Below are 25,894 nucleotides of genomic sequence, written 5' to 3'. Positions count from 1 at the left end.
GATTTCACGGATACCTTAGGCCAATACAGACTGCCAACTGTCTCATTACTCTGTGAAAACCAAGCCATGCGCTCAACCAGCAGAAAAAAAGTTCTTATCGTCCATGCTCACCCCGAGCAGACTTCCGTGACCTGTCATCTTGTCGATATCTCCATCGAAGTACTGAAGGCCCAGGGCCACGAGGTAATGCATTCTGACCTGTACACCATGGGATGGAAGGCAGTGTTCGACGGCGAGGATTTTCCCAAACGTGTCAATCAGGACCGTCTGTCTTTCATCGAGGAATCGGGGCACGCCTTTTCCAACGGTTGCCAGACGCCCGACGTCGAAGAAGAGCAACGAAAGATCCTGGCGGCGGATGCGGTGATCCTGCTGTTCCCACTGTGGTGGTTCAGCATGCCGGCGATCATGAAGGGGTGGGTGGACCGAGTGTGGGCCTATGGTTTGGCCTACGGCTACCAAGGGGCCGGTAACGCCTATCGCTACGGCGAAGGCGGCTTTGAAGGAAAGCGCGCGCTGCTGGCGGTCTCTGTCGGCGGGCCGGCAGACGACTACTCTCCCCGTGGAATCAACGGGTCGTTGGAGCAATTGCTCTTTCCCATCACGCACGGTGCGCTGTTCTTTCCTGGCATGCAGGTGCTGCCCACCTTCGCGGTGTATGGAACGGGTAGAATCGACGCCCAAGCTATGGCCGAAGCGGCTGCAGCCTGGCGCGGCCGAGTGGAGCGTCTGTTCGACGACGCGCCGATTGCTTTCCGCCCACAGAACGGCGGTGACTATCCAGACCGCCACGTGTTGGCCGACCACATTGCACCGACTCAGACAGGATTGACGGCTCACATCGCCGATGCCCCTCAACCCGCTGCGGCCGAGGAATACAGCGCCCCTGTCCCTGCCGCCATTCTGGAGCGCTGAGATGAAGACGATCGTGATCCTCACGCGCAAAGCGAACGCGTCTAGTGAAACGCTGGCGAGCCTTGCCGCGCCGGAGATGCAGGCCGTCTGGCAAGGCTTTGCAACCGGCTGCGTGCGCGCCGCACATGGGTTGCTGGAAGGCGCGGGCGCACTACTGGAACTGGAAACTTCCACTCCAGAAGAAGCGATGCATTTTGTAGAAGCCCTGCCATATGTGGCGCAAAGGCTGCTCGACGTGCAGTACTACGCCCTCAAGCCCTTTCCTGGCTTCGCAGCGCTGGCGGGGTGACTGCGTAAGCCCCACAACTTTCGGAGCCTACTGTGTTCTCGCACACTTTCATCGGCGTCAATAACTTCGAACGAGCACTTTCGTTCTACACGGCATTGAGTGGCGGCTGGGTTTGCGCTGTTTGATGCAGGGTTGCAGCCGACGTTGATTACGGATTTGACGGTGGGTTCGTCGCTGGATCGGACACAAAAAATCTGACAGTCCCGATTAGTCGCAATCTGTGAGCTTCAGACGTTTCCTGCAACCTATAACGCCTTGGGTGAACTTGCGCAGGATGACCCACGAAGACAATCTTCGCGGGCCGCTGCAAAAATCAGCGACCGGTTTTGACAGACCGAATAAGATCAAGGCATGCAAGTGCCGCTATCCGATCAGTTGGCGCTTTTTTTGCGTCCGCTGTTTCGTATTATGGCGGCTGTGCGTGGGGCACCTTCGGGTGCGCCGGGTTCCTTGATCCTCGGTCTGTCAACCCGCGTACAGCTGCCACCCATTCTTGTTTGACAGCAGGTAGTGGCAGCTCCATTTGATCAAGGAGCTTCACTATGAAAAAGATCACCCCCGATCCTCCTGAAATCCCAAGCCTCTCCACCTCCGACGCCCCCGATTCCAGCAAACTCCACGAAGCCGCCGAGCGACCCGCCCGATGCGCAGGCGTCCGGGGTCAAGCCAACCTCCCGCCACTGAGTGGTGGCGCTGTTTTATCGAATGGAGTTTTGCCCATGGCTCGATACATGGCCATCACCGGCCTGGACTGCACCATCCCTTCCCTGATGATCGACACCGAAGCGCCCCTCGACGTACTGCACGAAACCGCGGCCTACCGTATCCGCACCGTGACCCAATTGCTGGAAAACCTCGCCCTGCGCGAGGAGACTCACAGCGACGCCGCGCTGCTGCACGACTTCGCGCGGGTACTGGCCATCCCGCTGCGCGATGGCTGCGATTTAATGGACGTCGTCGGGCGACGCTTGCAGGCGCAGATTGCGCCATAAAAAATGGGCGACCTCAGCGTCGCCCTTTTTTGGGGTTGAAGGATATTTTAGGTAATTGGGAGCAGAGCACGATCTCTGGCCTGAGGGATCACGCAGATGCGGAATCCGTATTAGCACTTCTTCGCTTGCTCTTTCGCCTGTGCCCATACACGCTCTTCCTGCTCGCGCAGTTGCGGTGTGAACTCGGCGCCGAAATCCTCCGCCTCAAACACCTGGCGAATCTCGATCTCGGCGTCCGTACCCGGCATCGGGTTGGGGCAGCGTTTGACCCAGTCGATGGCTTCCTGCTTCGACTTCACCTGCCACAGCCAGTAGCCGGCGATCAGTTCCCTGGTTTCGGCAAACGGGCCGTCGATGACCGTGCGCTTCTCGCCCGAGAAGCGCACGCGGGTGCCTTTGCTGCTGGGGTGCAGGCCTTCGCCGCCGATGAGGATGCCGGCCTTGACCAGCTCTTCGTTGTAGTTGCCCATCGCGGTCAACAATTCTTTGGTGGGCATCACGCCGGCTTCGGAATCCTGGCTGGCTTTCACAATAATCATGAATCGCATCGTCTTATCTCCGCTGGATTTGTGTGACTCACTTCCTGGCCGACGGTCGGGATCGCCTGGTCGACAAGATGCCGGGCTATTTTGTCTATGCCGGCCTGATTCCGTTGATCTTGTCCGGTGCATGCATCATTCACTACCGCCGCAATCCGGTCGATACCTGCCTATCCTGTTACAACAAGCAATTCGGCGGTGAGTAACTGTTCAGCTACGACCACGCCGAATTGGGGCAGTTCTATCGCGACTACCAGAGCTTGAGGGTTCACTGGCGCCAGATGCTACCCGTCGAATCCTTTATTTAAGTGGACTACGAAGCGGTGGTCGACGATCTGGAAGGACAGGCGAAGCGCTTGATCGACTTCATTGACCTGCCTTGGAATGAGGCCTGCATGGACTTTCACAAGACCCAACGCGTGGTGCACACCGCGAGCGTCAATCAAGTGCGGCAACCCCTCTACAAAACCTCGAAAGGTCGCTGGCGCGCGCATGCCGAACAGCTCGGGCCGCTGTTGGCGGCGCTGGGACTTGCCGAAGCATGAACGACTCAAGCGCAGCGCTGGCACAGCGCCTGCTAACGGTGTTCGCCTGCGTGTGTGCGCTGCTCGGAATCCTCACAGGTTGCGCCGATCCGAACCGGCACGCCGAAACCCTGGCGCACACCGGTAACTTGCAGCGTGACCAGGTCGATACCGACAGCTTTGTGCTGACCAGCTTTTACCGGATAACCCATCCAGACCTGCCGCTGACCCTCTACATCGAGGGCGACGGCATGGCCTGGCGCTCGCGTACCGTGCCGTCTGAAAATCCGACACCGCATCAGGCCCAGGGCCTGGCGTTGGCGGTGGCAGACCCGGCACCCAACGTCGTGTACCTGGCACGCCCCTGTCAATTCACGCCGCTGGCGGTCAACCCACGCTGTGAAAAAGCCTACTGGACCCACAGGCGTTTTTCAGAGGAGGTGGTCGCCGCAATGGACCAGGCAGTCACGCACTACGCCGCACGAGTACCCGGTCAGGGCATCCATTTGGTCGGCTATTCGGGCGGTGGTGCACTGGTGGTGTTGATCGCCGCCAGACGTCACGATATCGCCTCGCTGCGCACCGTGGCCGGTAACCTCGACCCTGTCGAAGTCAACCGCCTGCATCAGGTGTCGGCGATGCCTGAGTCGCTCAATGCCATCGATGTTGCACGCCTGGTCGCGTCGATTCCGCAGCTACATTTCAGTGGTGCCGATGACAGCGTCGTGCCACCGGTGATCGCGCAACGGTTTGTCAGCGCCACTGCCAGTGGATGCGCGCACAGCCATATCGTGCCGGGCATGGGCCATGAAAGCGACTGGGCTCGCCACTGGCCAGAACTACTCAGCCACCCTCCCCTGTGCTCCACGGCGCCCTGAAAAAGTCAGTCGACAATCCTTGAGTGAACGGCATTGCGTACTCGGCGAAATCGGTGGCCTTGATTTGAGAGAAGCAGACTGTTCCCCACAATACCTTATAAGTACCAAACCATACTTACTCAATATTAGACGACCGAAAACACAGGAGAGGAAACTACCTGCAACTACAATAATACCTAGAGGATATACATATGATCCGCACATGCGAAAGCGTTTCGGCAGTATCCCCTTCGACCTTCAACACGTTGATCGGGTGACAAACATGCAGTCCACTTCTTCCTGGATCGTCCTTTCCATCACCGGCATCTACATGCTCAGCCTCGCGCTGATCAGTTTCGGTGTTCGCCGGCACTCTCGCAGTGCCAATAACTACACCACCGGCGGCGGGCAGTTTCCTGCATTTTTGATCGGCTTTTTGATGCTGTCGGAATTCATCGGCACGGCGGTCAGTATTGGCACCGCCCAGACCGGCTTCAAAGTCGGGATCTCCGCCGCCTGGAACCTCTTCGCACTAGCACTGGGCTTTGTGTTGTTCGCCTGGTTGCTGGCGCGCAAGTACAAGGAGCTGGGCGACAACACCATCTCCGGTGTGTTGGCGCACAACTACGGTCAGAAAACCCGTTTCGCTACGTCAATCATCACCATCTTCGCCCTGGAAATCGTCGCGGTCTCGATCTACGCCAGCGGCGGCGCGGTGCTGGCCAGCGTGCTGCAAGTGGATCGCACCCTGGCGATCATCATCGTCGGCGTGGTCTCAGTGCTGTATGTCAGCATCGGCGGCATGCGTTCGGTGATCTACACCAATTTCGTGCACGCCAGTCTCAAATACCTCGGCGTCGCGTTGGCGCTGTGGTTCGGCCTGAAACAGGTCGGCGGGATCAGTGCGTTGCAGACTCAATTGCCGGAGCGGATGTTTGACTGGACCGCCATCGGCTGGGGTCAGATCGTCGCCTGGATGATTGCCGGAATCGGCTCGATCTTCTCCACCCAATACGTGATTCAGGCGGTGAACACGGTCAGCCATGCCGGCAAGGCCCAGCGCGCCTGCTTCTACTGCGCAATCCTGATGATCCCGTTCGGCATCGGCGCGGCACTGATCGGCATGTGCAGCGCGGTGTTGTTCCCCGCGGTCGATTCGCTGCAAGCCTTCCCGCGCCTGATCGCAAGCATGGACCAACTGACGGCTGGGTTGGTGGTCGCTGGCCTGGCAGGCTCGCTGTTCGGCACCATCTCGGCCGTTAGCATGGGTTCGGCCACCTTGCTGCTGCGCGACTTCTACGAGCCGTGGTTCAACCCGGAAAAAAGCGACGTCAAATCCCTGCGTTTCGTACGCCTGGCAACCATCGCCGTCGGCCTGCTGCCCATCGCTCTGGCGCTGACCTCAGACAAAGTACTGATGATCGCCTTCCTCGGCAAAGCCCTCCGTGCCTCCCTGGCCGTGCTGGTGCTGATGGTGTTCTACGCACCGAAATTCGGCACCGCCGCAGGCGCATTTCTGAGCATCATCGCCTCCCTGGTTGCCACCGTTGGCTGGTTCCTGGCAGGCAACCCGTTCGGCATCGACAACGCCTACATCGCCCTCTTCACCCCACTGGTGATCATGAGCATCAGCCACCTCAGCCGTCGAGGCACGCCGCCCGAGCAGGTGGAGCGGGTGGTTGTGGAGATTGGCTTGAAGTAGTTCGGTCGTGAAGCGTAGCGCGACACGCGATGTAAGCCGATCATCTGATTGGCGCCCAGCAACAACAACCGGCAATCAGCAGGTTTTCGCGGGCTGGCAATTATCGACGGCAGAAACTACATTGAGGCGGCATAGTGATAAACAAACGGAATGTTTTCGCCATATGGCAGCCATAGAGCTGAAAGGGGATAGCACAAATGAACGCAAACCAGCGCCGCCGACGCATCGTATTCTGGCGCGGATCATTCCCAGTGATAGTAGGCTTTGCTGTTCTGATTCTGACCTTGACTCTGGCTGAGCAAGCAGCCCCGGTAACGCCTCAAGAACTCGATGGCGTAAATTTGAGCCAGCAGGTGGTTCACTCTCCAAAATTGGGGAGCCAGACAACCGCGCCAATTCTGGCGGTATCTCAATAAGCCAAATCGCAGATAACAGGTAGACGAGCACATTGATCAGAAATACCAAAATGCCCAGTCATCCCTGTATGCAGGGTGTCTCAGATGTGAAATGACCGGTATTCACCGAGAACACTGCAGTGAATACCGGTCAAATCATCAACTAGCGGTCGTTCTTCATCGTTGAGGTGGCGGCGTTGCTCAAACCTTTTGTGTTGTGTTCGCCTGGCGTGGTTTTAGCAATCGAAGTGGCCTTGGCCACCCCTCTGGTAGCTTTAGAGTGCGCTACTCCGGAAGTGACCGAACCATGACCTTTGTCATTATTGCGCAGGCTTCCAGAATGCTTGCCGCTGATGCCCCTATCCCTCACGGCTTTTTCAGCTCTTCCAGCGACCTTAGCTTTTTCAGCACGATCTTCAGCGCGATCTGCAGCCTTTTCAGCACGGTCTTGAGTGCGATCAACAGCCCTTTCAGCACGGTCTTGAGTGCGATCTGCAGCCTTTTCAGCACGATCTGCAGCTCGATCGCCACTTAACCCCTTGCCCATGCCTTTCCCGCCCGCGCCATCAGAATGGCCGGCACCACCAGCCCCCCCACTATGACCACCGCCATTACCACCACCATTACCACCGCCGTGACCGCCACCGCCACCGCCACCGCTGCCTTTTGCATAAGCAGAGGAGATGGGAGATAGCTCACCAGGAAGCATGGATGCCCCGGCGAGCATCAAGGTGCATACAGCCATAACCATCAAATTTTTCTTCTTTATAAACATGATGCCTCCCGGCGCTCTGGATTCATTCCAATGAGACAGGGGTCTTGAAGTTAGGTTCTTGGCTGGCGATGAACGGCACGCTCACCGAACATGAGTCGATGGTGAATTATTCTGCAGGTGCTTTATTGCCGTTCTCCGCCACCAGGCAACCTTTTGCCATCCATTGGTAATCCCGCGCCCACTGAGCGTGCGATCATCAGAAAAGCTTCGCTCTGGGGCATCTTTGCCAAGCGTTTGAGAACGCAGGCGTCGACATGCCGAGTTACTACATCACACCGTTGTTCACACTTTGTTGAGAACTAGTCCCGTATACTTTCCCGACTGCCTGAATGTTCTTCGGCCCTATTCCTTTCCTTGGTAGCCAGAAGCCTATGTCCCGACCTGCCCCACTCTTATTCCTGCTCACTTGCCTGTTGTTCTTTTTTGCCCTTGGCAATCACCAGCTGCAAGGTTCTACCGAAGCCCGGGTCGCCGGGATTGCAATGGAGATGCACCTGGATAACGACTGGGTGACGCCCCGACTATTTGGCCAGCCTTTTTTGGAAAAGCCACCGCTGAGCCTCTGGATCGACGCCGCAGCTATCCGCGCGTTTGGCGGCACGCCTTGGGCGGTGCGGCTGGCCTCGGCCTTCGCCGGGCTGTTTAGCGTGATGCTGCTGTACACCATGCTGCGCAGGTTCGATCGGCCGACGACCATCGCCTGGTCCGCGGCCATCATGCTGGCGACCATGGCCAGTTACTGGAGCAATGTTCGCGGGGTTGGTGAGGATGCGCTACTCAGCCTTGGCGTGACGATGGCCTTGCTGGCGTTTTTTCAGGCTAACCGGCGACAGGCTGAACAACAGTCAGCCATGGCGACCTGGTTGTTGTTCGCGCTGGGCATCGCCATCGCGAGCTTGAGTAAAGGTGTGCTGGGGCTGGCAATGCCGGGGGTGGTGATCTTCGCCTATCTGGTGGCTGACAGCGTGATCGAGAAACGGTTCAAGCTGTCGGACTGGGTACGTCCGGGCCTGCTGACATTGCTCGGTCTGATCCCCTTGGTGATCTGGCTGTACATGCTCTATCAGCGAGGCGGTTTGCAGGCGGTAGAAGAAGTATTGTGGACCAACAGCATCGGGCGCTTCGGCGGCTCGTTCGAGTTGGCCGGACACTATGAACCGTTCTATTACTATCTGGCCAAGCTGCCAGAGGCCTTTCTGCCATGGAACATTCTGGTGTACCTGGGCCTTTGGCATTTCCGCAAAAGCCTGATGAGCAATCGTTACCTGTTGTTTTTCACCCTCTGGATTCTGGCGCAGTTCACCTTGCTGTGCTTCGCCTCCAGCAAACGCACGGTGTACCTGATGTCACTGACGCCCGCCGCTGCCGTGCTGGCGGCCGAATACGCCTCGGTGCTGTTCGAGCGACTGCGCGAACGTACCAACGCTACGACGTTTATCGGCAAGCTTGCCCGGCACCGTCGAGGCCTGGTGGTCGGTGTGCTGAGCCTGGTGATCTGCATCTACCTGGCGGCCGCGCAATGGGTTGCGCCCCACGCTGACCGCAAATTGTCCTTCCTGCCGCTGACACAGCAAATTCAGACAATGCAGGCCAACGGGCAAGAGGTCGCGCTGTATCAGGCGAATGAACGTACAGCCGGAGCCAGCGTGTTTTATACCCAGAGCCTGCTCAAGGGGTTGGAGACCGAAGCTGAGCTGAGTGAATTTCTCACGGCATCACCCAATCATGTGGCGCTCATGGGCAGTGACACTGAACCGCCAGCGTCCTTGAAAGTGCTGAAGAAAATGATTGTGGGCAAGCAGGATTATTATTTCGTTGGGGCAATAGTCCAATAGAGCCACGCTAGCTGTAGGCAAAAAAAACGGCACCTTCATCAGGTGCCGTTTTTTTTGTATTTCGCCAGAATCACACGAGCTTTTCCTGGACCTGAGTATTGATCATGGCATCGCCGCCCTTGGCGTTGATCGCAGCATCCTGAGCGCGGACAAACCGGTGGCTGTCGCTTCGCGATGGCCAACAACGGTGTATTGGCTGCTATCCAGCGGAGCCTGTGGAACCGCTGATAGCCAGCGCAAACAGCAGGGAGGCGACGACGTTCAGCCGGTCAGACTCGTTATTGGGGAATGACTGAACTCCAGTCGGACGCGTCAATGAAGCCGAGCATCTGAGGCTTTCCAGTCGCCAGCGCAGTTGAAATAAACAGCGATGCGCCATAGCCCAGCGTCGATGAAGCGAACTTCATGTTTTTTTCAAGTTCCGACATGCACTCACTGTGCGTCACCAGAATCAGGTTTCGGCCGGCGACCTTGTGGCTGAGGACGTCCTTCAACATACGGCCTTTACAGTTGATCAGCCAATCCTGGCCCGCGTCGACCGTCTTGAACATGAAAGACGATGTCTGCGCTGCGCGGGTCAAAGGGCTGTGGTAGATGTCAGCCTTGTCCAGACCCAAATGTTCAAATTGCGAACCTACCGCGACCGCAACGTCGCGGCCGCGCTCGGTAATGCCATCGGCACTGCCAAGGCAAGTGGCGCTGGAGTGGTCGCAACGCTCGGCGTGACGAACCAGCACAATCATCTCGCCCTTGGCCCAATCCGCCCTCAGTTGCACTAACCCGGAGGTTTTGCCATGGACCAGATCGGGTACCGCCGCCGGCCTTAAAAGAACAACAGTCAGCGCAATAACAAACAACGCACACAACAGTACTACGACAATAGTTCTATATTTCGTAGCGCCACTTAAACCAAATCTTAATCCCACGATCAAGCTGCCCCTGTGGCGAAAAATCTATAAGCGAGCCATACCAAAGATACAAAACACCCATGGCAACTGCGCTATTGAAAACGAACGACCCGTGATTCGGGCGCCCAAGTGAACAAAAGACTCTATGGGGCGCGACGTCGGGCCCCAGTGAAATGAATGTGAAAAAAAGCTCAAAGAACAAGCACGTCCGGGCACCGGTATTTTCGATCACTCCTCCCCTGTAGATCAAACGCAGCACGCAATAGAGACGGCTCGCCCCCATTGTCCATGAAGGCAAGACAAAAACCGTTTCAGCTCTCGCGTACGCTGCCGATACACCACTACACCAAAACCTTGCTGGCTACCAAAAACAACAAACTTCCAGCCAACTGACGACCAACACTCGCAACGTTCCTGGAGTAATTGCAATGAATAGCTGGTTCGGCAATATCAGCGTCAACCTGAAACTGGGCCTGGGGTTCGGCGTGGTACTGGCGCTCACTACGGTCCTGGCCCTGACAGGCTGGACCAGCCTTGGCGGTCTGATCGATCGTAGCAACTGGATGAGCGATATCACCCAACTGAACGCCGGCTTGACCAAACTGCGCGTCAGCCGTTTGCAATACATGCTGACCAACGGCGACGAGACCGCCGCACAGAATGTGCAAACCACCCTCGATGGGTTTGTTGCCCAGCAAAAATCCCTGCTCAATAGCTTCAAGAGCCCGGAGAACCTCAAGCTGCTCAAACAGCAAAGCGCGACCATCGACGCTTACCAGCAATCGCTGAACAAAATGCGCAGCGCCTACCGCGCAGGCAACGCCGCTCGCCAGACCATGGGCAATAACGCCGAGAGTGCCAACACACTGATCGCCGCGATCAACACCCACGTACAGCAAATGCCTTCGAGCGATCAGCGTTTCGAGCAATTCCTGGCAATCACCAAAGCCAAAGAGGCGTTCCAGCTCGCCCGCTACGAAGTGCGTGGCTACACCGCCGACACCAACCCTGAAACCGAACACAAAGCCGTCGCTCAACTGGACGCAGCCATCGCCGGATTGAATGACCTCAACCTGCATTTTAGCGGTACTCAACAGGACGAACTGCGTCAGCTGGAAAGCGCCCTGATCGGCTATCGCAGCGCGCTGCAGGCCTTTAAAGCAGCGGACGGTGACGCGGATCAGACCCGCAAGGAAATGACCGATCAAGGCAATGACATCGTTGCCCGCAGCGATGAGCTGTACCAGATCCAGCTGGACCGCCGCGATGCCGAAAGCACCCAAGCCCGTAGCCTGCAATTGATCAGCACCCTGCTGGCGTTGCTGGTCGGCATTCTGGCCGCCGTGATCATCACCCGACAGATTACCCGCCCGCTGCGCGAAACCCTGGCCGTGGTTGAACGCATCGCCTCGGGCGACCTGACCCACGATGTGCATGTCACCCGTCGCGACGAGCTTGGCGTATTGCAGCAAGGCATCGCACGCATGGGTGTGACCTTGCGCGATTTGATCAGAGGCATTCGCGACGGCGTCACGCAGATTGCCAGCGCTGCCGAAGAACTGTCGGCCGTCACCGAACAAACCAGCGCCGGGGTTAACAGCCAGAAGATCGAGACCGATCAGGTCGCCACCGCCATGCACGAAATGACCGCCACCGTGCAGGAAGTCGCGCGCAATGCCGAACAGGCCTCACAAGCCGCCTCCGACGCTGACGGCCAGGCCCGCGAAGGTGACAAAGTGGTCTGTGAAGCGATCGCGCAGATCGAACGCCTGGCCACTGAAGTCGCGCGCTCGACCGACGCCATGACCGTGCTGCAACAGGAAAGCGACAAGATCGGCAGCGTCATGGACGTGATCAAAGCCGTGGCCGAACAGACCAACCTGCTGGCGCTCAACGCGGCCATCGAAGCCGCCCGCGCCGGTGAAGCCGGTCGCGGTTTCGCGGTAGTCGCCGACGAAGTCCGTGGCCTGGCTCAGCGCACGCAAAAGTCCACCGAAGAAATCGAAGGGCTGGTCGCTGGTTTGCAGAACGGTACCAAGCAAGTCGCCGCGGTGATGAACAACAGCCGCAACCTGACCGACAGCAGCGTCGAGCTGACCCGCAAGGCCGGCACCTCGCTGGGAAACATCACTCGCACGGTGTCCAGCATCCAGTCGATGAACCAGCAGATCGCCGCTGCCGCCGAGCAACAGAGCGCCGTGGCCGAAGAGATCAGCCGCAGCATCATCAACGTACGCGACGTGTCCGAACAGACCGCCGCCGCCAGCGATGAAACCGCGGCATCGAGCGTTGAACTGGCGCGGTTGGGCAATCAGTTGCAGATGATGGTCAGCCGCTTCCGGGTTTGACCTGGCGAGGACAAGCCGCTTCCACAGGATTACGCGGTCAACGGTGGGAGCGAGGCTTGCCCGCGATGGGCTGCTTCACCCGAGCACGGACCGGCCGAACGGGAGCAGGCCCTCGCCGCAGATTGTGCATTGATCAACCTTTATGTGGAACAAACCTGCGCCGCAGATCCCCCGCCCGCGCCAAAAAACGCCCTTCACGCCGTCCATTCACCTGACCATCCGCATAACTGCAAACGCCGTTGACCCATACCCCATCAATCCCCTCTGCTGCCCGCTGCGGGTCCTTGAAGTCGGCCACGTCACGCACCCGCGCCGGGTCAAACAACACCAGATCGGCCCAATGCCCTTCGCGAATTTCACCGCGTTCGACCAGGCCGAAACGTGCAGCCGAAAGCCCGGTCATTTTGTGCACGGCGGTGTGCAGCGGGAACAGCCCCACATCGCGACTGAAGTGCCCGAGCACCCGCGGGAAAGTGCCCCATAAACGCGGATGCGGGAAAGGATCTTCCGGTAAACCGTCGGAGCCGATCATCGATAACGGGTGCGACAGGATGCGCCGCACATCGGCCTCGTTCATCCCGTAATACACCGCGCCGGCCGGTTGCAGGCGGCGGGCTGTGTCCAGCAGAGGGAGGTCCCATTCGGCGGCGATATCCATCAGGTCGCGGCCGCCCACCTCAGGATGGGGTGTCGACCAGGTGATGGTGATGCGAAAAGCGTCGGTAACCTGCTTGAGGTCCAGGGTCGAAGAACTCGCCGCATAGGGATAACAATCACAACCCACCGGGTGGCTGAGCGCGGCACGCTCAAGGGATGCGAGCAGCTGTGGGCTGCGCCCCCAATTGCCGGCACCGGCGCATTTGAGGTGGGAAATGATCACCGGCGAGCTGGCGTGACGAGCGATCTGAAAAGCCTCGTCCATCGCCTCCAGCACCGGCTCGAACTCGCTGCGTAAATGGGTGGTGTAAATCGCGCCGAAGGCTGTCAGCTCTTCAGCCAGTTGCAGCACTTCATCGGTCTGGGCGCAAAAAGCACTGGCGTAGGCCAGCCCTGTGGATAAGCCCAAAGCGCCGGCCTCCAGGCTCTCGCGCAATTGCTCACGCATGGCGTTGATTTCACGGCGCGTGGCGGTGCGATACAGGTCATCCAGGTGATTGCTGCGCAGCGCCGTGTGGCCAACCAGCGCCGCCACATTCAGGGTCGGGTGCGCCGCTTCAACCGCGGCCCGGTAGTCGCTGAACGTCGGGTAGACGAAAGCGCTGGCCGCACCCAGCAGGCTCATCGGGTCCGGCGGTTCGCCGCGCAAACTCACCGGCGAGGCGCTGATCCCGCAGTTGCCGACGATCACTGTGGTCACGCCCTGGCTGAGCTTGGGCAGCATCTGCGGCTGACGGATCACCACCGTGTCGTCGTGGGTGTGCACGTCGATAAATCCCGGCGCCAGCACTCGACCGACGGCATCGATTTCTTCTTCAGCGCAAGCACCGTTCATGTCACCGATGCGTTGAATGCGGCCATCCAGAATCGCCACATCGGCGGGAAAACCCGGTGTGTCAGTGCCGTCGATGACCAGGGCATTGCGGATCAATGTGTCGTACTTCATGTCAGTTTCCCAGCAGCAGGCAATCGGCACCGGCGTGATCGCAATGAAGGGATTGACTCGGTAACGAGCGATCAAAACGATCCGCGCGATGGCTGAGGCAGTTTGTCTTCATAGTAGATGACGTCTCAAGCCTTATCAGCGCTAGCATCGCCACCAATGCTTTCCGCAGGTCACTCCCTGCGTGAATCAGCGATGGAACGAGTATCGAGGACTGATCCCTGCTGCAAAAATCCGGATGCCCCCATTCAATCCTGCGCAGCGATCGCCAATCAACCTTCGAACACCGTCATGGCATAGGCCGCCAGCTTGCTCTGAATGAAGTCCAGGAAGCATTGAATACGCAATGCCAGCTGCGAATTACGGTAGTACACCGCATTGATCGGTTGGCGATAGCCGCTATTGGCCTCGGCCAAGACCACCTTCAAGCGACCGGCCTTGATGTCATCAATAGTCATGAAGTGCGACAGGCAAGCAATACCCTGCCCCTCCAGCGCCAGATGTCGCAAGGTTTCACCGCTGGAGGCGCAAATTCCCGGCTGAATCTGCCAGCGGTCACCCTGGGCATGACGCAACGGCCAATGATTGAGGCTTTCGGTCTGGGTGAAACCCAACAGCGAGTGCCCGGCCAGTTCCGCCACGGTGGCCGGCGAGCCGTGCTTTTCCAGGTACTCTGGGCTGGCGAGGATGTGCAGCGGGCTGCAGCCCAGGGAGCGGGCATGCAGGGTGGAGTCCACCAGAGGCCCGATACGGATGGCGATATCGGTGCTTTGTTCCAGCAAATCGATGATCAGGTCGTTGCTGTTGAGTTCCAGCTGGATGTCCGGGTACAGAGCGCGAAATTCGCTGATGTATGGCACGATCGCGTGCAGCATGAACGGCGAGGCGGCGTTGATTCGCAGTCGACCTGAGGGCGTTTTCTGGCGCGAGGACAAGCGCTCTTCGAGTTCATCCATCTGTTCGAGAATCAGTTTGGCCCGCTCGAAGAAATATTTGCCCTCTTCGGTCAGGTCCATACGCCGCGTGGTGCGGTTGATCAGCGTGGTGTCGAGCTTGGCCTCGAGCCGCGAGAGCGTGCGGCTGACCGCCGAGGGCGTTTGCCCCACCTGTTCGGCCGCAGCCGAGATAGACCCGCACTCGATGACGCAGACGAAAATTTGCAACTCATCGGATCTGGCTTTCACGTATGTCCTCTGTATCGAGTTGTCCCGGCGGGTGACTTACTGTGGGAGGGGGCTTGCCCCCTCGCCACCGATAGTAGCCCGATGCGGGGCAAAAGGAACCTTACGCCGGCAGGCCGAACACCTCGCTCAGGTGCTGCTCGTAGCGGACAACGTCGGCCTCAACGGCCGGACGCTTCATCACATCGACGCAAAGGAACGTCGGCAGCCCGGTCATGCCAAGGAAGGTGTTGGCCTTATGGAACGGGAAATACACGGCATCCACACCCTTGGCTTCGAAGAAGTCGGTCGGGTCGTCGAAGGCTTGCTGCGGCGCGTTCCAGGTCAGCGACAGCATGTATTGCTTGCCTTGCAGCAAGCCGCCGCTGCCGTATTTTTGCGATGCGTCGGAACGAGTGCGGCCATCGCTGGCATACAGGCTGCCGTGGCCTTCGGTGAAGACTTCGTCGATGTACTTTTTAACGGTCCACGGCGCGCCCATCCACCAGCCCGGCATCTGATAAATGATCACGTCGGCCCAGACAAACTTCGCCACCTCTTCAGCAATGTCGTAGCCCTCGTCGATGTGGGTGACTTTCACATCGATTCCGCCGCGATCCAGCACGCTCAGCGCGGTGTCATGCAGCGTCGAGTTGTAGCGCCCGTCGGAGTGGGCGAATTTCTTGCCACCGTTGAGCAACAGTACTTTTTTCATGGGGGTGCCTCATCAAGGTCCAATGCGCAGCGCTGTGGATAAGTCGCTGGATTGAGAAGGTTGAAAGTTGATGGCGGCAGGGTATCGATGCGGTGCCGAGGGAATAAGCCCGAAGCGGTCAAAATTCATTTGACCTATACGCACGAATTGCAGGTGGATTGTTGTCGTAGACTTTCCGAACCCGGAATTGAGGAGATCGACATGAGTGACTTGCACGGTTTTATCTTGCACGCAAAAACCAGACCGGAAAAAGCCGAGGCGTTCGAAGCGCTGTTTCGCGATTATGTCGAACCGAGCCGCGCCGAACCCGGTTGCATCGAGTACCACATGCTGCGCGACCAGCAGGATCCAACACTGTTTATCTTTTACGAAATCTGGCAATCCCGGGCTCACCTGGACATGCATTCGAATCTGCCACACATGAAGCAGTTCTTCGACCAGCGCATGGATTACCTGGAGCGCGATTTCGATATCCGTCGCATCGATATGCTCAGCCGGTCATCAGCTAGCCGCTGATCCGCTAATCGCTGCCTCAAAGGCAGCTTTCATCCTCAGACCTTCCCTTCCCCCAACCCACCGGGTTTGTGTACCTCTCTCACCTGTAGCAATCGCGGGTTCAGGCGGTCTCCAGCGGCAAATTATCAGCACGATTCCAGAAACCTGCTATCACTTGAATCTGTAACAGGAACGTCACCGATTCATTGTCGAACGCAAATATCCAGCTGGAACATCTGCATTTTGTCTGGATGATGGCAATTTGCTGCAATACAATCCGAAAACTGTCATAAAACGCTAAATGAGCATGGATGCCAAACAGATTCAGGCTGCCTCAAGTCCCTCATTTTGTCTGCACTCGGCCAATCGAACAGTCCGAGTGGACGAGCGCGGAAAATAATTAGAACCGGGTGGTTAATTGATGAGGGAAAGGACACCGGGCGGTATGTTTTCCAGCCTTGAGAATCACCGTGAGTGGTTGGGCGCGTGGGTAATGCACCGGATAGTCGGGTTTATCGCAGATCTATTGCCGGTTTTTTTCAGGTCGTTAGCGGTGCTACCCGAGGACTATGCCAATGTCCTTTAAGATAGCGATCAACGCCGAGCACCTGAGCAAGTGCTATCAAATCTACGACAAGCCGATGGATCGCATGCTGCAAATGCTGACCCGTGGCAGAAAACGCTATTACCGTGAATTCTGGGCACTCAAGGATGTGTCCCTGCAAATTGCTAAAGGCGAGACCGTCGGCATCATCGGTCGCAATGGCAGCGGCAAGTCCACGCTGTTGCAGTTGATCTGCGCAACGATGGCACCCACCCAGGGCAGCGTTGAAGCTCGAGGCCGTATTGCGGCGCTGCTGGAGCTAGGGTCCGGCTTCAATCCAGAGTTCACCGGCAGGGAAAACGTTTACCTGAACGGTGTAATACTGGGCCTGAGCCAATCCGAGATCGACACCCGTTTCGATGAAATCGCTGCCTTTGCCAACATCGGCGACTTTATCGACCAACCGACCAAGACCTACTCCACCGGCATGTTGGTCCGGCTCGCCTTCGCCGTCTCGGTGTGTGTGGAACCGGACATTCTGATCGTCGACGAGGCGCTCTCCGTCGGTGATGCGTCCTTTCAGTTCAAATGCTTGAACCGGCTGGAGAGCTTGATCGAGAACGGCTCTACGCTGCTGTTCGTGTCCCACGACATGAGCATGGTCAGACGCTTTTGCAACCGCGTCATTTATCTTCGCGAAGGTCAGATATTCGCCAGCGGTGCCCCCGACGAAATGGCCGAGTTGTACCTGCTTGATATGCGTGATGAACAGCGCCGCTGGGCAAGCGGCGGCGACGTTGCGGTCACGCGCAAACCTTTTCTGGGTGTTTCAAGCGATGTCAAAGAGGGTATTGCCTTCGGCACACAGGAAGGGCGCATTACTTCTGCCTTCTTTACAAACACCCGGGAACTCTTCTCCAGCTACCTGTATGGCGATGAGATCGAGATCCAGGTCGAAACCTTGCTGCGCGACAGCATCACCCAGCCATCGCTCAGTTTTACGGTCCAGGAGGCTCGGTTGATGGTCATCGGTGGGGCGAACTTTGCACTGCAAATGGCACCGGCCGAGGACGGCTGGCGGCAGGCTTCGATCTGCGTGCGATTCCCGGCCAGTCTGTCGGCAGGTCGCTACCACATTACCCTCAAGCTTCTACAGGGCGGGACTGAGGACACCTCACAGCTGATCGAGAAACAGGTGGGGCTACTGGCATTCGACATGCTGCCCAATAACAGGGGTTTCCTCGGCGTCGTAGATCTGGGTTTGCAAAGCGTGGTCCAGCCTCCTGAACAACAGGGTCAAATAAAAAAAATGTGTAATGTCGATGTCCCGGAGAGTACATGAACGGACGCACCTGGCAGATCGCCATAGTTGGTACCTTCGACGTCGAGAATTATGGCGATCTACTGTTTCCGATCATTGCACAAGTCGAGCTGAGCAAACGGCTGGGAGCCGTACATCTACGGCGGTTTTCGTACAACTCCAGGCTCGCTGGGCAATGGCCCTATCCGGTGACGTCTCTGAGCGAACTGCCTGGTCTGGCCGAGCATCTGGACGGCTTGTTGATCGGCGGCGGCTTTCTGATTCGCTTCGATAAGCTCGTGGCTGAGGGCTATGGCCCTGCTTCACCGGATATCCACCACCCCACCGGATACTGGCTCACCCCGGCGCTGATCGCTTTGCAACACGCAACGCCCGTGATCTGGAACGCTCCCGGCATGCACTGCAACAGCATTCCCGACTGGGCCGCACCGCTAGTGAAACTGGCCCTGGAACAAAGCCAGTACGTGCGGGTTCGTGACAGCCTGTCACGCGATACCCTGGCTGCAATCTCGAGCGAGATTGACGTCGAAGTCCTGCCCGATACCGCATTTGGCTTACCCAACCTGATCGATGACCAGCAACCTTCCAGGCCATTCATCCATCTGTGCGAGCAGGCAGGATTGACCGCTCCGTATATCGTCATCCATGCCATCCACATGGTTGAGCCGTTTTTGCGCTTGTTCGAGCAATATCCGCAGGCGTTCGAACACTATCAGTTTCTGGTGCTACCCATTGGTCCGGTCCTTGGTGATCACCCCTCGATAGTCACCCGGCATTTGCCCCACGCAATCAGCCTGCCGGAATGGCCCGAGCCGTTATTGCTGGCAGAATTTCTCAGCCGGGCAGAGGCCGTTATCGGTCACAGCTATCACCTGGCGATCAGCGCGCTGGCCTTTGGCGTCCCGGTGTTTTGTTCCGCCGATCTGAGTGCCGGGAAATACACCGCCCTGGCCGACTTCGAATCGCTGCACGCCCTGCCCGATGTCGAGACCATTGACGCACAGTGGTTTCTCGATCGAGCCGGCAAAACCCGGCCCTGCGCCGCAGCACAGGCGGCTGCGCTGCAGGTGAGCACTCACTGGGACCAGGTCGCGACCCTCATCAAGCAGGGAAAGACCTCTTCGACGCGGGCGCTAGACGCGTTTTGGCAAGGTTTGCCGACGCTGCTCGAAACGGCAGCAGAGCCCCGCGACACACCGTACATCGAGGCCGCGCCCCCGTCTGTCGATGCGGACCAGGCAGGCGAACGCGCTGTCCTGCACGCCAGGTTGAGCACTCAACAGCAACAGATAACGAGCCTTCACCAGCGCCTGGCACGAAGCGAGGCAAAAGTGCTTGAGTTGCAAAACTCCAGCTCATTTCGAATCACCGCCCCACTGCGCTCAATTGCACGTGGCCTCAGAACCCTGAGAGGAAGGTAAGGACAGGATGCTAAACCTGACACGGCTGCAATCCAGCGCGTTGAACATTCAACCGTATTCATGGGCCGAAATTGGTGATTTGTATTCGCCAGAAGACGCGATTGCCCTGGCGACCACCTTTCCCCACGATCATTTCAAGACCGTGACGGGTTATGGCGGGGAAAAAAACTATGACTATGAGGCACGGGGCCTGGTGTCGATGGGCACCAACGCCGTTGTTTTTCCTGAGGAACTGAGCGTGGCATGGCAGAAGCTGGCTCAAGACCTCTGCTCTTCGGCCTATCGGGAAGCCCTGTCGCACTTGACCGACCATGACCTGCGCGATGTACCGATGGAGGTGAATGTCTTCCATTACGGTCCGGGTGCCAGCCTTGGCGCCCATCCCGACCTGAGCGACAAACTGGTCACCCACATCCTGTACTTCAATGAGTCCTGGAACCGCATCGACGGTGGCTGCCTGAACATATTGCGCAGCTCAGACCCGACCAGCATTGCGGCCGTCATCGAACCGCGGGTGGGCAACTCCGCCGTGCTGGTGCGTTCGAATCACTCCTGGCATGCCGTTTCACCGGTCGTCAGCGGCTGCCGCTCATCTCGTCGCAGCCTGACCGCGACCTTTTATCGTCCGGGCTCGAAGAGTTCCATGTGGCCGGATGATGACTGCACTGCATTGCACAGGTACCCACGTGACTGATCCGATCAAGCACGACACGGCCCTGGCCGAAAGAGATGCAGTACTGCAGGAGCGCGATGCCGCGCTCGCCAGGGTCGATTTCCTGCTGGGTAGCCGCTCATGGTTTGTGACCAGACCACTGCGTTTCATTGCCTGCATGATGCGCTATGGATTGCTCGAGGCTCTCTCTGGCGGTGCCGATGTTGCGTTTCGCGCTAAAGAGCTAACGCTCCCCAGCGACCCGGCCCGACATCCTGCGCAGCGCTCCGTAGGCGAAGTAGTCCCCCACAAGAAGCTGGATATTCTGTGCTTTGCGAATATCGAGTGGGCCGCCAGGTTTCAACGACCGCAGCAGTTGATGAGCCGATTCGCGCGCCAGGGAAGTCGAGTGTTTTATATCGTGCCCTCGAGAGTCCCTCCTGAGGGGCGGCCTTATAGTCTGACCCGTGTGGCGCACAACATTTTCGAAGTGACCCTTCAGCGTGATGCTCAGGATCTCTATTACGAGAAAGTCTTGACGCCCGAGAACACCCAAGCCTACCAACGTGCCCTCGACCTGCTGATAGAGGACTTCCAGATCCGGGATGCGCTTTCACTCATCCACATTCCTTACTGGAGCCCATTGGCCATTGAGTTACGCGCTGATCGCGGCTGGCCCATTCAATACGATTGCATGGATGACTGGGATGGTTTTCCGAATATCGGTGCCGGGTTGGTGACCGAAGAATGGAACCTCGTCGCCCAGGCAGATCTGGTAACGGTATCGGCGGCGCGTCTGCACCGTAAATGGTCCGCGCATTGCAAAAGATGCGTTCTGGTGCGCAACGCAGTGGACTTTGAATTCTTCCACCGGCACTGCATGCCTAACGATCTACTACCAGACTTTGCGGGACCTGTGATTGGGTTCTACGGAGCCCTGGCACAGTGGCTGGACTTCCCCTTACTCGCGGCGCTGGCAGACAAACGCCCGACCTGGAATTTCGTACTGGTGGGAGACGTCTTCGTCGACAACCTCGCAGGTCTCGAGGGCAAACCCAATGTGCTGTTGTCAGGAATAAAACCTTACGCTCAAATGCCTCTCTATCTTCATCGCTTCGATGTCTGCCTGATCCCTTTTCTGCTCAACAATGTGACCCACGCCGTGGATCCGGTGAAGCTCTACGAATACCTGAGTGCGGGAAAACCAGTGGTTTCGGCGCCCCTCGAAGAGTTGAGCCGCTACAAAGATATTCTGTACTTCGCGAGCGACGTCGATGAGTACCTGGTGCAGATCGAGCACGCCTTGACTGAAACCACACAAGACAGGATCCGGCATCGGGTGGAAACCGCCCGCAGCAATGACTGGAAAGAGCGCGTCGAAACCACCCGACAAGCCATCAGCGCGCTCGATGTGCAGGTGTCCATCATTGTCGTGACCTACAACAACCTCGATCTGACCCGAGAGTGTATCGACAGCATTGTGCGTAACACCACGTCGGTCCGTTACCAACTGATCATTGTCGACAACGGTTCAGCGGATGGCACCCCCGCCTACCTGCAACAGCTGAGCCGCGACAATCCTGATGTCGATATCATCCTCAATGCCGATAACCGCGGGTTTTCTGCCGCAAACAATCAAGGTTTGCGTCGGACCAGAGGCGAGATTCTGCTGTTGCTCAATAACGATACGGTGGTGCCCAAAGGCTGGCTGACGCCACTGATCAAACACTTGCAGGATCCAGGCATCGGACTGATCGGCCCCGTCACCAACATGGTCGGTAACGAGGCGAAAATCGCGGTTCCGTATACCAGTATCGGACAGATGCACGACTTTGCATCCCGCTACACCGCCGAACATAAAGGTCAGGTGTTCGACATTCCAATGCTGGCGATGTTTTGCGTCGCCATGCGCCGGGACGTTCTGCGCCAGGTAGGGTATCTGGATGAAGCCTTTGGCATCGGTCTGTTCGAGGATGATGACTACAGTCGCAGGGTTCAGGGCGCTGGTTACCGTACTGTCTGTGCCGAAGATGCATTCGTCCATCACTATGGACAGGCATCGTTCAAGAAGCTGATCGTCAGTGGCGAGTATCAAGCCCTCTGGGATAAAAATCAGGCGTACTTCGAAAGCAAGTGGCAAACCTGGACGCCTCATACTCACCGTGCGAGTGCCACACCCGGCAAGAACGAAACGGCTCCGCCACTGGCAGAGCCGACATAGCGGCCTGAACTGCCGGACATCAACGCCCACAACAACTGGCCCTGATGCAGAAGACCTGCTTTTGCGTACACAACGCTAGCCGCTGATCAACAGATGGCCTCCGAGCACTCCGAGGCCAATGAAAAATACGCGTTTGAACTGCACGGCGCTGATTCGCTGGCGTAGCCATTGCCCCAGCAACATACCCAGTACGGCCGGTATCAGGGCGAGCAGCGAAGCACTCAACTCGCCGCCGCCCAACGCCCCACGCCACAGCAGGCCGGCGGCCAGCGCCAGCGCCAGTGTCGAAACGCTGAACGACAGGCCCAGCGCCTGCACCAGTTCATCCTTGTTCAGAGCCAGTGCCTGAAGGTATGGCACCGCTGGAATCACGAAGACTCCGGTAGCCGAGGCGATGATGCCGGTCAGCACGCCGCAGACCGGGCCAAGCCAGCGCTCGGTGCTGGCGTTCACATGCAGCGTCGGCAATAACAGACCGCTCAGGGCGTAGAGCAGTAACGCCGCGCCCAGCGCCCGCACTACCCAACGGCCTCCATCGATACCCAGCCACAGCGTACCCAGCCCAGTGCCGATAAAAATCGCCAACAGCATCGGCCACAGCCGTTTGATCAGCGAACTCAAATGCCCACCGAAGGCCAATTGCCAGATATTGGTCAGGGTCGCCGGAATGATCAGCAACGCCGCAGCCTGCGCCGGAACCATAGCCAGGCCCAGCAGGCCCATGGCAATGGTTGGCAGACCAAGGCCGATTACACCTTTGATCATCCCGGCTAGCAGAAAGGTGCCAATGACCAATAATGACAAGGCCGGGCCGAGGTTTTGGTAGAACGCGACAAGTGTCTTCATGGCACTATCCTGGGCCCTGCGCGCGACCTTGAAAATTCGCCATATACTGAGGCAGCCTCTTGTGATTGTTGAGGCTAATCGTTCCCACGCTCTGCGTGGGAATGCATCTCGTGACGCTCCGCATCACAAAGGGCAGACGCAGAGCGTCCAGGGCGGCATTCCCACGCGGAGCGTGGGAACGATCCAACGCATCTCGTCTTCATGGCGCTATCCAAGGCCTTGCGCCTGGCCTTGAAAATTCGCCATATACTGAGGCAACCTCTTGTTAAAATTGAGGCTGATCGTTCCCACGCTCTGCGTGGGAATGCATCTCGTGACGCTCTGCGTCACAAGGGGCGGACGCAGAGCGTCCAGGGCGGCATTCCCACGCGGAGCGTGGGAACGATCCAAGTGTCTTCATGGCACTATCCTGGGCCCTGTGCTCGACCTTGAAAATTCGCCATATACTGAGGCAGCCTATTGTTAACGTTGAGGCTGATCGTTCCCACGCTCTGCGTGGGAATGCATCTCGTGACGCTCTGCGTCACAAAGGGCGGACGCAGAGCGTCCAGGGCGGCATTCCCACGCGGAGCGTGGGAACGATCCATCGAAGGCGACCCTATATGCACTTTGATCTGACCGATCTGCGGCTGTACTTGAACATTCTCCAAGCTGGCAATATCACCGCAGGTGCCAGCCGCAGCCATCTGTCGCTGGCGGCGGCCAGTGCCCGGATTCGGGCGCTGGAAGCTTCGCTGGGCACTCCATTTCTAGAGCGTGGACGCCGTGGCGTCAGTCCCACGCCGGCCGGCAAGGCCTTGGCCCAACATGCTCGGGTGCTGCTGCAACAGGCTGAATGCATGCAGCAGGATCTGGCCGAGTACGCCAAAGGCGTCAAAGGCCAGGTGCGGTTGTTGTGCAACACCACGGCAATCACCGAGTACCTGCCGGAATTGCTGGCGGACTTTCTGCGCAGCCATCCCAACCTCGACATCGACCTGCAAGAATTGCCAAGTCTGCGTATCGCCCACGCCTTGCGTCAGGGTTCGGCTGACCTTGGCATCGTCTCCGACGCGGTGGACACCCAGGACCTTCAGACCCGGCCCTTTCGCGACGACCCGCTGGTGTTGATCATGCCGCCCGATCATCCCTTGGCCAATGGCAGGCCGCCGGGTTTCAGCGATACCTTGCTTCACGATTACGTTGGTCTGGCCGCCAATAGCGCGCTGGCGGTGTACCTCGAAGAACAGGCGCTGCACACCGGCGTACGCATGCAAATACGTATCCGCGCTGAAGGCTTCGACGGGGTGATTCGTATGGTCGCCCGCGGCGCTGGCGTGGCGATCGTGCCACTGGCCGCGATCCGGCGCTGGACGGTCGAGCAACCGTTCAAAAGCTTCGCGCTGAAGGAAGAGTGGGCTCAGCGAAAACTGCTGCTGTGCGCGCGCTCATTCGACAGCCTGCCCGGTTATGCCAAAGCCTTGTTTGAGGCCTTGTCTGTTGAATGAGCCACCCATTGACTCTCCCGTTAGGGGCAGACTCTACCCTGAAAGCTCCACTTTCAGGATTTAGTCACGATGAGCAAGCGAGTACTGGTGATTCTGGGTCACCCCTCAACCGATAGTTTCTGTGGAGCCCTGACCAATACCTATGTCGAGGCCGCAAAAAGTGCCGGACATGATGTACGTCTGCTACGACTCGATGCTCTGAACTTCGACCCGGTACTGCACGATGGTTACAACCTGATTCAGATGCTGGAGCCCGATCTACTCAAAGCCCAGTCCGATATCACCTGGGCTGAACATCTGGCGTTTGTTTATCCGATCTGGTGGGGCGGCATTCCGGCCTTGATGAAAGGCTTTTTCGACCGGGTTTTCCTGCCCGGTTTTGCCTTCAAATACCGCAAAGGCAAAGCTTTCCCGGACAAACTCCTGAAAGGACGAACCGCTCACCTGCTGGTGACCATGGATACTCCACCGTGGTACTACAAGTGGGTCTACCGCATGCCCGGGCTGCACCAGATGCGCAAGACCACGCTGGAATTCTGTGGCATCAAACCATTGAAGACCCTGACGTTCGGCCCGATCCTCGGCTCGAAGTCGACACAACGGGACGCCTGGCTCAAGCAAGCCCAGGCTATCGCCAGTCACTGAAGCCTTGCTACGGGCGATGCCGGCTTCGTCGCGCCCTGCGCCCCACACCCGCCGCCATTTAATACGCCCGGGTTCCCGCCTCGGCATGCTTGTGTAAAGATGCCGCGCCGAAGCTTGCCTATCCGTGGAACGATTGATACCACGGGGCCAATCGATAGCTGTTCAGCTGGAACATTGCCTGTCATCACGTCAGTTGATACAGGTGCGGCAGGCGCGTGAACGCTCGGCCTCTTTGTGCACATAAAAAAGGACTTTTCATGTATATCGGCAAAGCCGCCCAGCTGTCGGGCACGACGGTCAAGAGTATCCGGCACTACGAAGAAATCGGCTTGTTACCGCCGCCACAGCGCGAAGGTAAATATCGCGTCTATAGCCAGCAGAGCGTTGAGCTGCTGACGTTCATCAAGTGCGCCCAGCAACTCGGTTTCAAGCTCAAGGAAATGCAAGCGATCCTGCAGGATCACAGGGGCCAGGAACTGCCATGGGACCTGGCGAACAAGGCTATAGCGGACAAAAAACAGGAGCTGATGACCCAGATTGAAGCGTTGCAGAAGGTGCACTCGGGGCTGGTCGAATTCGAAGCCAGCCTCAAGGACGCTCAGGATCAATGCCAGTTCGAACATATCGCCAAAATCGCCTGAACACCGTCACCCCGCTGCACAGAACTGAAACAGTTGTTAAGCCGCTTTGCGCTGCCAAGGCACGCCG

At 58.0% G+C, this 25,894-nt stretch carries 24 protein-coding genes and 3 pseudogenes; 19 read left to right on the top strand and 8 right to left on the bottom strand.

What is annotated here, in order from left to right:
- Window positions 1–66 precede the first annotated feature (66 nt).
- From AC07O1_RS11195 to AC07O1_RS11180, 4 genes and pseudogenes are all read left to right on the top strand, one after another.
- Complete coding sequence (locus AC07O1_RS11195) at window positions 67–915, top strand: NAD(P)H-dependent oxidoreductase (RefSeq protein WP_495088816.1); 849 nt, start codon at window positions 67–69, stop codon at window positions 913–915.
- 1 nt (window position 916) lies between these two features.
- Window positions 917–1,204: a hypothetical protein gene (locus AC07O1_RS11190; RefSeq protein WP_495088815.1), complete on the top strand. Its 288-nt coding sequence runs from the start codon at window positions 917–919 to the stop codon at window positions 1,202–1,204.
- A 99-nt stretch (window positions 1,205–1,303) separates the two neighbouring features.
- Window positions 1,304–1,402, top strand: a pseudogene (locus tag AC07O1_RS11185) (hydrolase); the annotation flags it as partial.
- A 521-nt stretch (window positions 1,403–1,923) separates the two neighbouring features.
- Window positions 1,924–2,196 (top strand): hypothetical protein, encoded by a 273-nt coding sequence (locus AC07O1_RS11180; protein ID WP_495088814.1) that lies wholly within the window; start codon window positions 1,924–1,926, stop codon window positions 2,194–2,196.
- Window positions 2,197–2,306: 110 nt separating this feature from the next.
- Here AC07O1_RS11180 and AC07O1_RS11175 read toward each other — a convergent pair whose 3' ends face one another.
- Window positions 2,307–2,744 (bottom strand): YciI family protein, encoded by a 438-nt coding sequence (locus AC07O1_RS11175; RefSeq protein WP_494995400.1) that lies wholly within the window; start codon window positions 2,742–2,744, stop codon window positions 2,307–2,309.
- A 23-nt stretch (window positions 2,745–2,767) separates the two neighbouring features.
- On the opposite strand from AC07O1_RS11175, the gene AC07O1_RS11170 reads away from it, so the two are divergent.
- The 4 genes from AC07O1_RS11170 (at window position 2,768) to AC07O1_RS11155 (ending at window position 5,818) form a co-directional block, all read left to right on the top strand.
- Window positions 2,768–2,941, top strand: coding sequence for a sulfotransferase (locus AC07O1_RS11170; RefSeq protein ID WP_495088813.1), 174 nt, complete (start codon window positions 2,768–2,770; stop codon window positions 2,939–2,941).
- Between the two features lie 117 nt (window positions 2,942–3,058).
- On the top strand, window positions 3,059–3,280 hold the full coding sequence (locus tag AC07O1_RS11165; protein ID WP_495088812.1) for a hypothetical protein: 222 nt from the start codon (window positions 3,059–3,061) through the stop codon (window positions 3,278–3,280).
- Entirely contained in the window at window positions 3,277–4,137 is an 861-nt protein-coding gene (locus AC07O1_RS11160) for an alpha/beta hydrolase family protein (RefSeq protein WP_495088811.1), read from the top strand. The genes AC07O1_RS11165 and AC07O1_RS11160 overlap by 4 nt, the downstream gene beginning before the upstream one ends.
- Before the next feature lie 262 nt (window positions 4,138–4,399).
- Window positions 4,400–5,818, top strand: coding sequence for a sodium:solute symporter family protein (locus AC07O1_RS11155; protein WP_495013215.1), 1,419 nt, complete (start codon window positions 4,400–4,402; stop codon window positions 5,816–5,818).
- Window positions 5,819–6,376: 558 nt separating this feature from the next.
- Here AC07O1_RS11155 and AC07O1_RS11150 read toward each other — a convergent pair.
- Window positions 6,377–6,988: a hypothetical protein gene (locus AC07O1_RS11150; protein ID WP_495088810.1), complete on the bottom strand. Its 612-nt coding sequence runs from the start codon at window positions 6,986–6,988 to the stop codon at window positions 6,377–6,379.
- 371 nt (window positions 6,989–7,359) lie between these two features.
- Here AC07O1_RS11150 and AC07O1_RS11145 point away from each other — a divergent pair, with 371 nt between their 5' ends.
- Window positions 7,360–8,823 carry an ArnT family glycosyltransferase gene (locus AC07O1_RS11145; RefSeq protein WP_495088809.1) on the top strand — a complete coding sequence of 488 codons (1,464 nt, stop codon included), beginning with the start codon at window positions 7,360–7,362 and terminating at the stop codon, window positions 8,821–8,823.
- Window positions 8,824–8,905: 82 nt separating this feature from the next.
- On the opposite strand, the pseudogene AC07O1_RS11140 reads toward AC07O1_RS11145, so the two are convergent.
- Window positions 8,906–9,088: pseudogene (locus AC07O1_RS11140) on the bottom strand (hypothetical protein); the annotation flags it as partial.
- A 13-nt stretch (window positions 9,089–9,101) separates the two neighbouring features.
- Window positions 9,102–9,755 (bottom strand): lipopolysaccharide core heptose(II)-phosphate phosphatase PmrG, encoded by a 654-nt coding sequence (gene pmrG, locus AC07O1_RS11135; RefSeq protein WP_495088808.1) that lies wholly within the window; start codon window positions 9,753–9,755, stop codon window positions 9,102–9,104.
- Between the two features lie 404 nt (window positions 9,756–10,159).
- On the opposite strand from pmrG, the pseudogene AC07O1_RS11130 reads away from it, so the two are divergent.
- Together AC07O1_RS11130 and AC07O1_RS11125 are read left to right on the top strand one after the other, a co-directional pair.
- Window positions 10,160–11,221 (top strand): annotated as a pseudogene (locus AC07O1_RS11130) (methyl-accepting chemotaxis protein); the annotation flags it as partial.
- Complete coding sequence (locus AC07O1_RS11125) at window positions 11,216–12,079, top strand: methyl-accepting chemotaxis protein (protein ID WP_495088851.1); 864 nt, start codon at window positions 11,216–11,218, stop codon at window positions 12,077–12,079. The pseudogene AC07O1_RS11130 and the gene AC07O1_RS11125, both read left to right, overlap by 6 nt.
- A 133-nt stretch (window positions 12,080–12,212) precedes the next feature.
- Here AC07O1_RS11125 and AC07O1_RS11120 read toward each other — a convergent pair whose 3' ends face one another.
- The 3 genes from AC07O1_RS11120 to mdaB form a co-directional block, all read right to left on the bottom strand.
- Window positions 12,213–13,682 (bottom strand): N-acyl-D-amino-acid deacylase family protein, encoded by a 1,470-nt coding sequence (locus AC07O1_RS11120; RefSeq protein WP_495088807.1) that lies wholly within the window; start codon window positions 13,680–13,682, stop codon window positions 12,213–12,215.
- A gap of 269 nt (window positions 13,683–13,951) precedes the next feature.
- The gene (locus AC07O1_RS11115; protein WP_495088806.1) at window positions 13,952–14,863 is read right to left on the bottom strand and encodes a LysR substrate-binding domain-containing protein; all 912 of its coding nucleotides are present in this window, start codon (window positions 14,861–14,863) and stop codon (window positions 13,952–13,954) included.
- 100 nt (window positions 14,864–14,963) lie between these two features.
- Window positions 14,964–15,554: an NADPH:quinone oxidoreductase MdaB gene (mdaB, locus tag AC07O1_RS11110; RefSeq protein WP_495088805.1), complete on the bottom strand. Its 591-nt coding sequence runs from the start codon at window positions 15,552–15,554 to the stop codon at window positions 14,964–14,966.
- Between the two features lie 201 nt (window positions 15,555–15,755).
- Between mdaB and AC07O1_RS11105 the strand changes: the two genes are divergently transcribed.
- From AC07O1_RS11105 to AC07O1_RS11085, 5 genes are all read left to right on the top strand, one after another.
- Window positions 15,756–16,070, top strand: a complete 315-nt coding sequence (locus AC07O1_RS11105) for a putative quinol monooxygenase (RefSeq protein ID WP_495088804.1) — start codon at window positions 15,756–15,758, stop codon at window positions 16,068–16,070.
- 554 nt (window positions 16,071–16,624) lie between these two features.
- Complete coding sequence (locus AC07O1_RS11100; protein WP_495088803.1) at window positions 16,625–17,935, top strand: ABC transporter ATP-binding protein; 1,311 nt, start codon at window positions 16,625–16,627, stop codon at window positions 17,933–17,935.
- Window positions 17,932–19,335: a polysaccharide pyruvyl transferase family protein gene (locus AC07O1_RS11095; protein WP_495088802.1), complete on the top strand. Its 1,404-nt coding sequence runs from the start codon at window positions 17,932–17,934 to the stop codon at window positions 19,333–19,335. The genes AC07O1_RS11100 and AC07O1_RS11095 overlap by 4 nt, the downstream gene beginning before the upstream one ends.
- 7 nt (window positions 19,336–19,342) lie before the next feature.
- Complete coding sequence (locus AC07O1_RS11090) at window positions 19,343–20,029, top strand: 2OG-Fe(II) oxygenase (protein WP_495088801.1); 687 nt, start codon at window positions 19,343–19,345, stop codon at window positions 20,027–20,029.
- Complete coding sequence (locus AC07O1_RS11085; protein ID WP_495088800.1) at window positions 20,022–22,208, top strand: glycosyltransferase; 2,187 nt, start codon at window positions 20,022–20,024, stop codon at window positions 22,206–22,208. Before AC07O1_RS11090 ends, AC07O1_RS11085 begins: the two co-directional genes overlap by 8 nt.
- A 75-nt stretch (window positions 22,209–22,283) precedes the next feature.
- On the opposite strand, the gene AC07O1_RS11080 is transcribed toward AC07O1_RS11085, so the two are convergent.
- On the bottom strand, window positions 22,284–23,054 hold the full coding sequence (locus AC07O1_RS11080; RefSeq protein WP_495088799.1) for a sulfite exporter TauE/SafE family protein: 771 nt from the start codon (window positions 23,052–23,054) through the stop codon (window positions 22,284–22,286).
- Between the two features lie 602 nt (window positions 23,055–23,656).
- Between AC07O1_RS11080 and AC07O1_RS11075 the strand changes: the two genes are divergently transcribed.
- The 3 genes from AC07O1_RS11075 to AC07O1_RS11065 all read left to right on the top strand — a co-directional run bounded on the left by AC07O1_RS11075 (window position 23,657) and on the right by AC07O1_RS11065 (window position 25,827).
- The gene (locus AC07O1_RS11075; RefSeq protein WP_495088798.1) at window positions 23,657–24,541 is read left to right on the top strand and encodes a LysR family transcriptional regulator; all 885 of its coding nucleotides are present in this window, start codon (window positions 23,657–23,659) and stop codon (window positions 24,539–24,541) included.
- 69 nt (window positions 24,542–24,610) lie between these two features.
- Window positions 24,611–25,186 (top strand): NAD(P)H-dependent oxidoreductase, encoded by a 576-nt coding sequence (locus AC07O1_RS11070; protein WP_494995419.1) that lies wholly within the window; start codon window positions 24,611–24,613, stop codon window positions 25,184–25,186.
- 257 nt (window positions 25,187–25,443) lie between these two features.
- Window positions 25,444–25,827, top strand: a complete 384-nt coding sequence (locus AC07O1_RS11065) for a MerR family transcriptional regulator (RefSeq protein WP_494995420.1) — start codon at window positions 25,444–25,446, stop codon at window positions 25,825–25,827.
- Window positions 25,828–25,894: the final 67 nt, after the last annotated feature.

Source organism: Pseudomonas sp. GW821-FHT07G10, assembly GCF_059418545.1.
The sequence above is the reverse complement of the archived record's forward strand: the minus strand, read 5'-3'. Positions and strand labels throughout refer to the sequence as shown.

Excerpts from the sequence above, each read along its gene's own strand:
- AC07O1_RS11175 (WP_494995400.1), bottom strand. The coding sequence starts at position 2,744 with ATGCGATTCATGATTATTGTGAAAGCCAGCCAGGATTCCGAAGCCGGC.
- AC07O1_RS11160 (WP_495088811.1), top strand. The coding sequence starts at position 3,277 with ATGAACGACTCAAGCGCAGCGCTGGCACAGCGCCTGCTAACGGTGTTC.
- AC07O1_RS11120 (WP_495088807.1), bottom strand. The coding sequence starts at position 13,682 with ATGAAGTACGACACATTGATCCGCAATGCCCTGGTCATCGACGGCACT.
- AC07O1_RS11195 (WP_495088816.1), top strand. The coding sequence starts at position 67 with ATGCGCTCAACCAGCAGAAAAAAAGTTCTTATCGTCCATGCTCACCCC.
- AC07O1_RS11150 (WP_495088810.1), bottom strand. The coding sequence starts at position 6,988 with ATGTTTATAAAGAAGAAAAATTTGATGGTTATGGCTGTATGCACCTTG.
- AC07O1_RS11080 (WP_495088799.1), bottom strand. The coding sequence starts at position 23,054 with ATGAAGACACTTGTCGCGTTCTACCAAAACCTCGGCCCGGCCTTGTCA.
- AC07O1_RS11145 (WP_495088809.1), top strand. The coding sequence starts at position 7,360 with ATGTCCCGACCTGCCCCACTCTTATTCCTGCTCACTTGCCTGTTGTTC.
- AC07O1_RS11100 (WP_495088803.1), top strand. The coding sequence starts at position 16,625 with ATGTCCTTTAAGATAGCGATCAACGCCGAGCACCTGAGCAAGTGCTAT.
- AC07O1_RS11075 (WP_495088798.1), top strand. The coding sequence starts at position 23,657 with ATGCACTTTGATCTGACCGATCTGCGGCTGTACTTGAACATTCTCCAA.
- AC07O1_RS11155 (WP_495013215.1), top strand. The coding sequence starts at position 4,400 with ATGCAGTCCACTTCTTCCTGGATCGTCCTTTCCATCACCGGCATCTAC.
- AC07O1_RS11090 (WP_495088801.1), top strand. The coding sequence starts at position 19,343 with ATGCTAAACCTGACACGGCTGCAATCCAGCGCGTTGAACATTCAACCG.
- AC07O1_RS11105 (WP_495088804.1), top strand. The coding sequence starts at position 15,756 with ATGAGTGACTTGCACGGTTTTATCTTGCACGCAAAAACCAGACCGGAA.
- AC07O1_RS11095 (WP_495088802.1), top strand. The coding sequence starts at position 17,932 with ATGAACGGACGCACCTGGCAGATCGCCATAGTTGGTACCTTCGACGTC.
- AC07O1_RS11190 (WP_495088815.1), top strand. The coding sequence starts at position 917 with ATGAAGACGATCGTGATCCTCACGCGCAAAGCGAACGCGTCTAGTGAA.
- AC07O1_RS11180 (WP_495088814.1), top strand. The coding sequence starts at position 1,924 with ATGGCTCGATACATGGCCATCACCGGCCTGGACTGCACCATCCCTTCC.
- AC07O1_RS11125 (WP_495088851.1), top strand. The coding sequence starts at position 11,216 with ATGGGTGTGACCTTGCGCGATTTGATCAGAGGCATTCGCGACGGCGTC.
- mdaB (WP_495088805.1), bottom strand. The coding sequence starts at position 15,554 with ATGAAAAAAGTACTGTTGCTCAACGGTGGCAAGAAATTCGCCCACTCC.
- AC07O1_RS11070 (WP_494995419.1), top strand. The coding sequence starts at position 24,611 with ATGAGCAAGCGAGTACTGGTGATTCTGGGTCACCCCTCAACCGATAGT.
- AC07O1_RS11065 (WP_494995420.1), top strand. The coding sequence starts at position 25,444 with ATGTATATCGGCAAAGCCGCCCAGCTGTCGGGCACGACGGTCAAGAGT.